The organism is Streptomyces synnematoformans (assembly GCF_039531005.1).
GTDB lineage: Bacteria > Actinomycetota > Actinomycetes > Streptomycetales > Streptomycetaceae > Streptomyces > Streptomyces synnematoformans.
Genome location: NZ_BAAAPF010000273.1, coordinates 1 through 9,568, shown reverse-complemented (window position 1 = coordinate 9,568; position 9,568 = coordinate 1). Strand labels below are relative to the sequence as shown.

The window sequence follows — 9,568 nt, the reverse complement described above, 5'->3', positions numbered from 1 at the left end:
CGCCCGCGACGCCGAGCTGGCCGACGCCGCCGTCCGCGCCCGCCGCGCCGGGCGTCGTGGCCCCGGCGAGGGCGAGGCAGTCGTCCATGGTGCGGAAGGCGTGCACCCCGGCGGGCAGCGCGGAGTCCGCACCGCCGGTGTCGTCGAACAGCCCGCGCAGCGGGGGCAGCACCGGCCCCGCGCCGGTGGCCAGCACCAGCACGTCGTACGGCACGGCCCGCCCGTCGTCGCACTGCACCAGCCGCGCCGCGCGGTCGAGGCGCACCGCGCGCACGCCGCGCAGGGTGCGGACGGCCGGGGCCGCCGGGAGGTCGGGGAGGCGGATCACGCCCGGTTCGTAGCGCCCGGCGAGGACCTCGGCGAGCAGCACCCGGTTGTACGCGGCGTGCGGCTCCTCCCCGACGAGCGTCACCCGCGCCCCGGCGGGCACGAGCTGCCGCGCGAGCCGCGTACCGGCCATGCCGCCGCCGACGACCACGACGCGCCGCCCCTCGACGGCGGCGGCAGCGGCCGGAGCTGCGGGTACGGAGACGGTAGGGCTCATAGCATCCACCCTGCGCCGACGCCGTTACCCCGCCGCATCCCCCCTGTTTCCCGCACGCAACACTGCCCTCAGCACCGCTGGCCCGATGCTGTGAGCGACGGCGGGCAGCGCGGGACCGCACGACGGCTGCAGCGCGTCCTGCGCACGACCCGCACCACCTTCCCCGACATCCAGGACGCCGCATCCACCAAACTGCTCCGGCTGCGTAAGGAGATGGCAGCCTGATCCCCGACATGGCAGCGCGGTGCACGGTGTTGAAGTGAACCCGGGGCTGAGCGCCTCGGGCGGGGCCGTCAGCATGTGGCCACCGCAGGTCGCGGGACCTTGAATGCGGCCCAGACGACCTTGCCGGGGCCGGTGCCGGTCGGATACCCCCAGTCGTCCGCGAGCGCGGAGACGAGTAGCAGGCCGCGGCCCCGGTCGTCGGTGTCCGAGGGTGTGCACAGGTGCGGGGTGGCGGTGCTGGCGTCGTGTACCTCAATGCGTACGGCTGTGTCCATGCGGATGATTCGGACCAGGAAGCGACGACCGGCAGGAGTGTGCTGCAGGGCGTTGGTGACCAGTTCCGAGACGCACACGCGGATGTCGTCGGCCTGCTCCGGAGCGCATCCGTCGAGGTGGTCGGCCACGAACCTGCGCGCGCGGCCCACGGCCGCCGCGCTCCTCCCTCACTCTCAGTGTCGCAGTTCTCCCCGCAGGATGCTCCCGGTCCACTAGAGCCCGCAATCGAACACACAAAAAAATGAGAATTCTCAATCTCCGGTGAAGATTTGCCACTCGAAGGGGGAGTCGGCATGACACGAGCTGATCACCCGCAGCAGACTGTCGAGCTGAACCACGTGAGCGGAGGAGAAGTGAGCGGACCAACAGTGCGACGGCGCAGGCTCGGCGCGAAGTTACGTGCCCTCCGCGACGGGCGCGGCCTTACCTTGGAGGAGGTGGCCGAGGAATCCGGTGGGCGTATCACCGTGGCGAAGCTGTCCCGGCTGGAGACTGCGCGAAGCGCGGCGAAGGCCGCCGACGTAGAGGCGCTGCTCGACCAGTACGAAGTCGCCGACGCGGAGTTGCGGGCAGCGCTGCTGGCGCTGACCCGCGAGGGGGCCCGGCGCGGCTGGTGGCAGTCGTACCGCGGCGTGCTGTCGCCCGTGTACGAGGATCTGATCAGCCTGGAGGCTGAGGCCGAGGCGCTGTTCACGTGGCAGGGTTCCGTCATCCCGGGACTGCTTCAGACGGCCGAGTACGCTCGCGAGATCATCGGGGCGACGGCGATGTCCGAGGCGGTGGAGGGCAAGGTCGACGCACTGGTCGAGGTGCGCCTCGCCCGGCAGGCCGTCCTCACCCGGGAGAAACCGCTCAACCTCTGGGCGATCATCTCCGAGAGCGCCCTCGACACCCAGTGCGCTGGCGAGGGCGTCATGCGTGACCAACTCGCCCGGCTGCATTTGCTCAACAAGAGGCCGAACGTCAACATCCAAGTTCTCCCCTCGGACAGCCCACCGCACGCCGGGCAGTTGGGCTCATTCTCCGTGCTCAGCTTCGAGGGGCATCGGGACCTCGACGTGGCGCACTCGGAAAGCCTGACCGCAACCGTGTACGTCGAAGACCGGGAACAGGTCAGCGTCTACCGGGACGCCATCAGCCGGCTGCAGGCTGCCGCCCTGCCGGTCGATGCGTCCGCCGAGCGAATCGCAGAGAAGAGGGATCACGCATGAACCACATAGACAACGCCTCGACCCTCGCCGTGGCCTGGTGGAAGTCCAGCCACAGCGGCGCCCAGGGTGACTGCGTCGAGGTCGGCATCATCGACGAGCGGGGCGCTGCTGTCCGCGACAGCAAGGACCCCGCGGGGCCCGCGCTGCTTCTGACCCGCGACCAACTCGCCGGGCTCGTCGCTGCCGTCCGCGCGGGCCGTTTCGAGGTCTGAGCGAACACAACGACCGTCCTCTGCACGGCCCTGCGGCCGTGCAGAGAACGTCTCGTCGTGCCCTCAGCCCACCGCCTCGATCGCACGCAGGACCAACGCCCGCGCCTCCGACCCGTACACCGCGAGCTGACGCAACTCCTCGAACGCCTTCAGGTAGAGGGTGATCTCACCCGGGGATGTAACCGTGATCTGTGCAGAGAGCAGTTCCACGTGTACTCGCTGGTCGTCGAAGATGTCGAAGGTCTCCATCGGCCAGATCGCCCGGTCTGCGGTGCGGGGGACGATGCCAAAGGAGACGTTCGGCAGCGCCATGACGCTCAGCAGATGGCCCAGCTGCCCGGCCATCACGGCGGCGCCGCCGAGGCGCTTATGGAGGACGTCTTCCTCCATGACCAGCACACATCGATGATCTCCTTCGCGGATCACGTGGGAGCGTCCGACCCGGGCGGCGGCGGCCTCCTCGGCGTCGTCCGGGGCGCCGTGGAACTGGCTGATCAACCGGAGTAGGGCAGTGGTGTACTCCTGAGTTTGAACCAGACCAGGGATGACGTCCGCGCAGTACGTACGGAAGGTCTTGGTCTGCTCGAACAGCGGGACGAAGTCCTCTTGGACCCGGCGCATTCCGGCACGGTGCAGCCGCTTCCACTCGGTATACATGGAGTCGGCCTGCCGGTTCGCCGCCACGAGGTCGGCCGCCTGGTCGTCGGCGGCGCAGACCCGACACCAGGCCCGGATGTCCGCGTCCGAGGGGACGGTGCGGGCGCTCTGGAGACGGGACGCCTTCGACGGGTGCCAGCCGCAGCGCTCCGCGACCTCCCGGGCCGACAGGCCAGCATCCAGACGCATCTCCTTGAGACGCACGCCCAGCGCCTCGCGGGCGGCCCGGACGCTGGCCGAGGGGTAGGTGGGCATGGGCCGGCGGGTCCGTTCGAGTTACTGGATCTCGTAGTCCTCGTGCAGGACTGCCCGGGACCATACGGCTTCGAACGCCGACGCGCATAGCTTCGCGGCGGCCGGATCTTCACTCACCTCGTCGGCGACCGATTCGCCAGCGCCGCTGAAGTGGTGCCACAGGACGACGCGGCCGTCGAAGAGCCAGAAGTCGTTCCCCGGAAGCGCCAGGTCCGACGCACGGCGCCGCGGCAGCCAGCGCACCTGCTCCCCAGCGCCGAGGTTGACCGGGGTGCCCGCGTGCTCGTAGCGGACGTACTCCGTTACGGGCTCGGAGACAATCCGAACTCGGCGGACAGCGACTCCACGAGCCACGGTGCGCCGTACCAGGCCCACCCACTCGCGCCAGAAGTCGGAGTCCGGATCGTCTACTGCCGACCCCGACTCGCGCCACCTCCTGAAGTCATCGTCCTCGCTGGAGACGGCGTACTGGTCGCGCATCTCCAGGTGCACGGCGCTTCGCTGGGCGGCGTCAATCATCTCCTCGAAGCTGGGTTCGCTCGGCGGCATCGCACACCTCCCTCAAGATCGGCACCATGCGCGCTGGGATACGGATCACCGTCTCGTGGTCCGGGATGTTGCCCGTCTTTTCGCACTCGGTCCGGGTTGCATCGTCTGCGATCCAGCCCTGCATGACGAGGTCCTTGGTCGTGTCGTCCAGCCACACCGTGGGGGACTTGTTGGTCTTGGTCAGCGGATCCTTGCCGAAGAAAAGTAACGCCACGTCCACTCGCCTCCTAAGAGATTGCGGTGACGTGCACGACCATCACGCCGATTCACCAGACTGTCAAGGGCATACGTGCGGCACACACAGGCGATTGAACTGCCGTGCACGTCTGTGCAATTCTGCTGACCTGCCGGACCTGGCCCTCCTACGGTCCGAGACATGGCCGCCCATGCAGATGCGCCGTCGGCGCCTGGCGAACCCCTGATGACGCTGCGGGTGTCCCGTGACAGCGGGCGCACCTGGGGGCGCAAGAAGAGCTACTACGCCCGCGACTGCCTGCCTCCCCTGCTCAACAGCACCATGCCGCCGTGCACATGCCCGCGCTGCCGCGAGCGGCGGTGACCATGAGCACCGATGTGGGCCCCCGTCGGCGGACCTACCCCGCACCGCCTGTGCTTCTTCCCGCCCGCGACGGCAAGGGAGCACAACCTGTCCGCTGCTGCCAGGCCTGCGGCCAGCTTGACCAGGACCGCCGGGACGTGTGCAACGCGGGCGACCACTCAGCCACCACCGACTTCTCCGTCCCCATCCGCAGCACGCCGCCCACTGAACTCCCGCCCCTGGCCGACCGAACCCTCCGGCCGGGGCCCCGACCGGCCGGCCGCACATCGGCCCGGCCGGACGCGCCCCCCCGCCTGCCGCACCCGCCCGGCCCGGCAGGCGGGGCGCCGCACGACCGCCCCGGGCGTTCCGGGGCGCGCTGGAGAGGAGGCACACCCGATGACCCTCAACAACCCGCTGACGATCAATCCCGACGTGCGGGGCGACCCGGGCGACGAGGACGACAACACCGACATCGAAGACGGCGACGGAGGCGGCGGCAACCCCTCCCCCGGCCACCGCTGAGATACCCCGCAATGCCGGTCCTCGCGGCTTCGGTGCCGCGGGGACCGGCCTGGACCGGCAGGAGCACGATGGGCAGCGAGCAGACCGGCACCGGCCGGGTCACCGTCTTCCCGCTCACCCACCACTGGCCCGACCGCCGCTGCCTGCTCGCCTACACCACCACCGGACACTTCGGCACCACCGCCATCGTCGGCATCCTGCCCGTACCGGAACTGGAACACCCCGACCTCCTGGCGGTCGCGGCGGCGCACCACGCCCAGGGCCTGTACGGATCCCGCGGCGGACCCGACAACGCCTGCGCCAGCTGGGTGATCTGCACCGGCTGGTCCGCCCGCATCGGCGGCTCCGGCCCCCGCCTCGACATCAAGAACACCGACTGGCACCTGCGCCTCAACCGCCGGATCGAACTCGCCAACCAGACGTACGGTCACGACCTACTGCACACCGGCACCCTCACCCTCAACGACAGCGAGCTGATGAAGTCGGCCCTCACACTCGTCCGCTGAAAGCACACCGACAGCACAACGCGGGCCCCTCCGGCCGCGCCCCCGCGCGGCCGGAGCAGCGGCGAACAGCCACGCCGCGGGCAGCGGGGCGAGGACGCAGGCCAGCACCCCGCCGACCGACCCGCCCGCCACCCCGGGTTACGCTCCCCCCACGATGCCCGACATATCCCTGTTCACCCTGGTCACACTGTGTCTCGTCGCCGCCGCGGCGGGTTGGATCGACGCCGTCGTCGGCGGCGGCGGGCTGCTGTTGCTGCCCGCTCTGCTCCTCGGCTATCCGCACCACCAGCCCGCGTATCTGCTCGGCACGAACAAGGCCGTGGCCATCGTCGGCACCACCGCCGCGGCGGTGACGTACGCCCGCAAGTCCCCCGTCGACGTGCGGCTGGCGGTGCGCATCGGGGCGGCGGCGCTCGCCGGGTCGGCGCTGGGGGCGTTCTTCGCCGCCGGGGTGAGCAGCGAGGTGCTGCGGCCGGTGATCATGGGGGTGCTGCTGGCGGTGCTGGCGTTCGTGGTGCTGCGCCCGTCGTTCGGCACGGACGCGCCCGCGACCGGTCCGGTGACGGCGCGGCGGGTGGCCGCCGCGGTGGCGGTGGCGGGGCTGGGCATCGGCTTCTACGACGGGCTGATCGGCCCGGGGACGGGCACGTTCCTGGTGCTCGCGCTCACCGCCGTGCTGCACCTGAACCTCGTGCAGGCGTCCGCCACCGCCAAGATCGTGAACGTGTGCACCAACTTCGGGGCGCTGGTGGTGTTCTCGGTCCAGGGCACGGTGCTGTGGTCGCTGGCCGCGCTGCTGGCGGTCTTCAACCTCGGCGGCGGCTGGCTCGGCGCGCACATGGCGCTGAAGAAGGGCAGCGGCTTCGTGCGCGGGGTGCTGGTCGTCACCGTCGTCGGGCTGGTCGCCAAGCTCGCCTACGATCAGTGGGCATGACGGACTTTCTGACGGTACTCACGACGGCGGACGCCCGGGAGAAGGCCGAGGCGCTGGCCCGGGGCGCGGTGGAGGCGCGGCTGGCGGCGTGCGCGCAGGTGAGCGCCCCGGTCACGTCGGTCTACCGCTGGGAGGGCGCGGTCGAGGAGTCGACGGAGTGGCAGGTGCTGCTCAAGACGACGACGGCGCGGTACGCGGAGCTGGAGGCGCACCTGCGGGCGGCGCACGACTACGACGAGCCGGAGATCATCGCGACGCCGGTGACGCACGGGAGCGCCGGGTACCTGGCGTGGGTGGCGGACGAGACGGCGGCGGGCTGAGGGTGCGTACGGGACGGGCCCGGGGGGCGTAGCGCACGGCCGCCCCCGGGTCCGTACGGAACGGGAAGCCGTTCGTACGCCCCCTACTCCCCCGCCCGCTCCACCCGTACCGCGCACACCTTGAACTCCGGCATCCGCGACACCGGATCGAGCGCCGGGTTGGTCAGCGTGTTCGCCCGCCCCGCGCCCGGCCAGTGGAACGGCATGAACACCGTGTCCGGCCTGATCGCCGCGCTGATCCGGGCCGGGGCGACGGCCCGGCCGCGTCGGGAGAGAACCGCGACCGGGTCGCCCTCGTCGGCGCCCACGCGGGCGGCGAGCTGCGGGTGCATCTGCACGAACGGGCCGGGAGCGGCCGCGTTCAACTCGTCCACCCGGCGCGTCTGGGCGCCCGACTGGTAGTGCGCGAGTACCCGGCCCGTCGTCAGCCACACCGGGTAGTCCGCGTCCGTCTCCTCCGCCGCCGGCCGGTGCTGCACGCCCGCGAACCGCGCCCGCCCGTCCGGCGTCGCGAACCGGTCGAGGAACATCCGCGGCGTCGGCTCGCCGTCCTCCGGGCACGGCCAGAACACGCCGTCCTCCGCCTCGATCCGCTCGTACGTGATCCCCGAGTAGTCCGCCTTCCCGCCGGCCGACGCCCGTCGCAGCTCCGCGAAGACCTCCTCGGCCGCCGCCGGGAACCCCGCCGCCCGCGCCGGCGCCAGCCGCTCGGCGAGGCCGCGCAGCACGTCGAGGTCGCCCCGTACGCCCGGCGGCGGGTCGACGGCGCGGCGGCGCAGCAGCACCCGACCCTCCAGGTTCGTGAGCGTGCCGGTCTCCTCGGCCCACTGCGTCACGGGCAGCACGACGTCCGCGAGCGCCGCGGTCTCCGACAGCACCACGTCCGCGACCGCCAGGAAGTCCAGCGACCGGATCCGCCGCTCGACGTGCGCGGCGCGCGGCGCGGAGACCACCGGGTTGGAGCCCATGAGCAGCAGCGCCCGGACGCCGTCCGGGCCGGGTGCGCCGAGCGCGTCGAGCAGTTCGTACGCGCTGCGCCCGGGGCCCGGCAGCGTGTCCGGGTCCACGCCCCAGACGGCGGCGACGTGGCGGCGCGCGTCGGGGTCGGTGAGCAGCCGGTAGCCGGGGAGCTGGTCGGCCTTCTGGCCGTGCTCGCGGCCGCCCTGCCCGTTGCCCTGGCCGGTGAGGCAGCCGTAGCCGGAGTACGGGCGCCCGGCGCGGCCGGTGGCCAGGCACAGATCGATCCACGCGCCGACGGTGTCGGTGCCCTTGGCCTGCTGCTCGGGGCCGCGGGCGGTGAGGACCATGGCGGACTCCGGCGTGCAGAACAGCTCCACGGCCCGGCGCAGCTGCGGCACGGGCACGCCGGTGATCCGCTCCACCAGCTCCGGCCAGTGCGCCATGGCGGTGGCGCGGGCGTCCGCCCAGCCGGTGGTGCGGGCGGCGATGAAGTCGTCGTCGGTGCGGCCCTCGGCGATCACGAGGTGCAGCAGGCCGAGGGCGAGCGCGAGGTCGGTGCCGGGGCGCGGGGCGAGGTGCAGGTCGGCCTGCTCGGCGGTGCGGGTGCGGCGCGGGTCGACGACGACGAGGGTGCCGCCGTTGGCGCGCAGCTCGGTGAAGTAGCGCAGGGCGGGCGGCATGGTCTCGGCGGGGTTGGCGCCGACGAGGACGACGCAGCCGGTGCGGGGGATGTCGGCGAGCGGGAAGGGCAGGCCGCGGTCGAGTCCGAAGGCGCGGGTGCCCGCGGCGGCGGCGGAGGACATGCAGAAGCGGCCGTTGTAGTCGATCTGGGAGGTGCCGAGGACGATACGGGCGAACTTGCCGAGCGCGTACGCCTTCTCGTTCGTCAGCCCGCCGCCGCCGAAGACGCCGACGGCGTCCGGCCCGTGCGCGTCCTGGGCGCGGGCGAGGCCGGCGGCGACCCGGTCGAGGGCGTCCGGCCAGGAGGCCGGGCGGAGCGGGGCTGCCGGATCGTCGCGGTCGTCACGTACCAGCGGCCCGGTCAGGCGGGCGGCGGAGTCCAGGACGGCGGGCGCGGTGCGGCCCTTGCCGCACAGGGCGCCGCGGTTGACGTCGAAGCCCGTGCGCTCCAGCACGTCGAGCCCGCCCTCTTCGGCGGCGGGTTTCAGCGTCATGCCGCACTGGAGCGAGCAGTACGGGCAGTGGGTGTCGACGTTCATGCACACGAGGGTGCGGGACGGATGTCACCCCTGGTGGACAGCGATATTACGGGACGGGTTCGCCGTCCTCAGCGGACGGGTCGGGCGGGCGTGAGCAGCCGTCAACACGGTGACGCGGGGGTGAAACAGCGGCGCAACGACGCTGCGCCAGGCTCGCCCCATGACGGCCACACCACCGCCTCCGGGAACCGCCGCAGCGCCGATGACCAGGACCGCCGCCGGGGTGAGCGCGCGGCCGGCGGCGGCGGGCCCCGGGCGCGGCCGCCCGGGGGTTCCGGCGCTGGTGGCGGTGGCGCACGGGAGCCGGGATCCGGCGGCGGTGCGTACCGTACGGGCGCTGCTGGCGGCGGTACGGGCGCTGCGGCCGGAGGTGCCGGTGCGGCTGGGGCACGTGGAGCTGAACGAGCCGCTGCTGGCGGACACGCTGGGGGCGCTGGCGCGGGAGGGGGGCGAGGCGGTGCTGGTGCCGCTGCTGTTCGGGCGGGGCCACCACGTGACGCGGGACATCCCGGAGACGCTGGCGGCAGCGGAGGCGGGGGCACCCGGGCCCGACGCGGCCGGCAGACGGTACGGCGCCGGCCCGCCGAGTCCGGCTGGCCGGCCGGCCGCAGGCAGCCGGCCCGGCCCGGCCGAGTG

Annotated in this window: 15 protein-coding genes; 9 read left to right on the top strand and 6 right to left on the bottom strand. The window is 72.6% G+C overall.

The features are described 5' to 3' along the window. On the bottom strand, positions 1 to 544 hold a 544-nt coding region (locus ABD317_RS28720), incomplete at its 3' end, for an FAD-dependent oxidoreductase (protein WP_344293438.1). 90 nt (positions 545 to 634) lie between these two features. Here ABD317_RS28720 and ABD317_RS28715 point away from each other — a divergent pair. Beyond that, positions 635 to 769 (top strand): hypothetical protein, encoded by a 135-nt coding sequence (locus tag ABD317_RS28715; RefSeq protein ID WP_344293436.1) that lies wholly within the window; start codon positions 635 to 637, stop codon positions 767 to 769. Positions 770 to 837: 68 nt separating this feature from the next. Here ABD317_RS28715 and ABD317_RS28710 read toward each other — a convergent pair whose 3' ends face one another. Next, a complete protein-coding gene (locus tag ABD317_RS28710; RefSeq protein WP_344293434.1) occupies positions 838 to 1,194 on the bottom strand; it encodes an ATP-binding protein in 357 nt (118 codons plus the stop codon). Positions 1,195 to 1,338: 144 nt separating this feature from the next. Here ABD317_RS28710 and ABD317_RS28705 point away from each other — a divergent pair, with 144 nt between their 5' ends. Both ABD317_RS28705 and ABD317_RS28700 read left to right on the top strand, forming a co-directional pair. Then, entirely contained in the window at positions 1,339 to 2,256 is a 918-nt protein-coding gene (locus ABD317_RS28705) for a helix-turn-helix domain-containing protein (RefSeq protein ID WP_344293432.1), read from the top strand. Continuing rightward, entirely contained in the window at positions 2,253 to 2,468 is a 216-nt protein-coding gene (locus ABD317_RS28700) for a DUF397 domain-containing protein (protein ID WP_344293430.1), read from the top strand. Before ABD317_RS28705 ends, ABD317_RS28700 begins: the two co-directional genes overlap by 4 nt. A gap of 63 nt (positions 2,469 to 2,531) precedes the next feature. Here the strand turns inward: ABD317_RS28700 and ABD317_RS28695 are convergent, their stop codons facing one another. Genes ABD317_RS28695 through ABD317_RS28685 form a run of 3 tightly spaced genes read right to left on the bottom strand, consistent with a single transcriptional unit; the run spans position 2,532 to position 4,143 of the window. Continuing rightward, positions 2,532 to 3,380, bottom strand: coding sequence for a helix-turn-helix domain-containing protein (locus ABD317_RS28695; RefSeq protein ID WP_344293428.1), 849 nt, complete (start codon positions 3,378 to 3,380; stop codon positions 2,532 to 2,534). Between the two features lie 21 nt (positions 3,381 to 3,401). Then, positions 3,402 to 3,929: a DUF6879 family protein gene (locus ABD317_RS28690; RefSeq protein ID WP_344293426.1), complete on the bottom strand. Its 528-nt coding sequence runs from the start codon at positions 3,927 to 3,929 to the stop codon at positions 3,402 to 3,404. Continuing rightward, positions 3,892 to 4,143 (bottom strand): hypothetical protein, encoded by a 252-nt coding sequence (locus ABD317_RS28685; protein WP_344293424.1) that lies wholly within the window; start codon positions 4,141 to 4,143, stop codon positions 3,892 to 3,894. Before ABD317_RS28685 ends, ABD317_RS28690 begins: the two co-directional genes overlap by 38 nt. A 219-nt stretch (positions 4,144 to 4,362) precedes the next feature. Between ABD317_RS28685 and ABD317_RS28680 the strand changes: the two genes are divergently transcribed. From ABD317_RS28680 to cutA, 5 genes are all read left to right on the top strand, one after another. Next, entirely contained in the window at positions 4,363 to 4,488 is a 126-nt protein-coding gene (locus ABD317_RS28680; protein WP_344293422.1) for a hypothetical protein, read from the top strand. A gap of 378 nt (positions 4,489 to 4,866) precedes the next feature. Beyond that, positions 4,867 to 4,992, top strand: coding sequence for a hypothetical protein (locus tag ABD317_RS28675; protein WP_344293420.1), 126 nt, complete (start codon positions 4,867 to 4,869; stop codon positions 4,990 to 4,992). A gap of 68 nt (positions 4,993 to 5,060) precedes the next feature. Beyond that, positions 5,061 to 5,498, top strand: coding sequence for a hypothetical protein (locus tag ABD317_RS28670; protein WP_344293418.1), 438 nt, complete (start codon positions 5,061 to 5,063; stop codon positions 5,496 to 5,498). Positions 5,499 to 5,652: 154 nt separating this feature from the next. Then, positions 5,653 to 6,432, top strand: a complete 780-nt coding sequence (locus ABD317_RS28665) for a sulfite exporter TauE/SafE family protein (protein ID WP_344293416.1) — start codon at positions 5,653 to 5,655, stop codon at positions 6,430 to 6,432. Then, entirely contained in the window at positions 6,429 to 6,752 is a 324-nt protein-coding gene (cutA, locus tag ABD317_RS28660; protein WP_027753295.1) for a divalent cation tolerance protein CutA, read from the top strand. The genes ABD317_RS28665 and cutA overlap by 4 nt, the downstream gene beginning before the upstream one ends. An 83-nt stretch (positions 6,753 to 6,835) precedes the next feature. Here the strand turns inward: cutA and ABD317_RS28655 are convergent, their stop codons facing one another. After that, a complete protein-coding gene (locus tag ABD317_RS28655; protein WP_344293414.1) occupies positions 6,836 to 8,932 on the bottom strand; it encodes a molybdopterin oxidoreductase family protein in 2,097 nt (698 codons plus the stop codon). A gap of 160 nt (positions 8,933 to 9,092) precedes the next feature. On the opposite strand from ABD317_RS28655, the gene ABD317_RS28650 reads away from it, so the two are divergent. Beyond that, positions 9,093 to 9,568: sirohydrochlorin chelatase (locus ABD317_RS28650; protein ID WP_425582457.1), on the top strand; the 476-nt coding region annotated here is incomplete at its 3' end.

Excerpts from the sequence above, each read along its gene's own strand:
- ABD317_RS28690 (WP_344293426.1), bottom strand. The coding sequence starts at position 3,929 with ATGCCGCCGAGCGAACCCAGCTTCGAGGAGATGATTGACGCCGCCCAG.
- cutA (WP_027753295.1), top strand. The coding sequence starts at position 6,429 with ATGACGGACTTTCTGACGGTACTCACGACGGCGGACGCCCGGGAGAAG.
- ABD317_RS28695 (WP_344293428.1), bottom strand. The coding sequence starts at position 3,380 with ATGCCCACCTACCCCTCGGCCAGCGTCCGGGCCGCCCGCGAGGCGCTG.
- ABD317_RS28700 (WP_344293430.1), top strand. The coding sequence starts at position 2,253 with ATGAACCACATAGACAACGCCTCGACCCTCGCCGTGGCCTGGTGGAAG.
- ABD317_RS28675 (WP_344293420.1), top strand. The coding sequence starts at position 4,867 with ATGACCCTCAACAACCCGCTGACGATCAATCCCGACGTGCGGGGCGAC.
- ABD317_RS28670 (WP_344293418.1), top strand. The coding sequence starts at position 5,061 with ATGGGCAGCGAGCAGACCGGCACCGGCCGGGTCACCGTCTTCCCGCTC.
- ABD317_RS28705 (WP_344293432.1), top strand. The coding sequence starts at position 1,339 with ATGACACGAGCTGATCACCCGCAGCAGACTGTCGAGCTGAACCACGTG.
- ABD317_RS28655 (WP_344293414.1), bottom strand. The coding sequence starts at position 8,932 with ATGAACGTCGACACCCACTGCCCGTACTGCTCGCTCCAGTGCGGCATG.
- ABD317_RS28665 (WP_344293416.1), top strand. The coding sequence starts at position 5,653 with ATGCCCGACATATCCCTGTTCACCCTGGTCACACTGTGTCTCGTCGCC.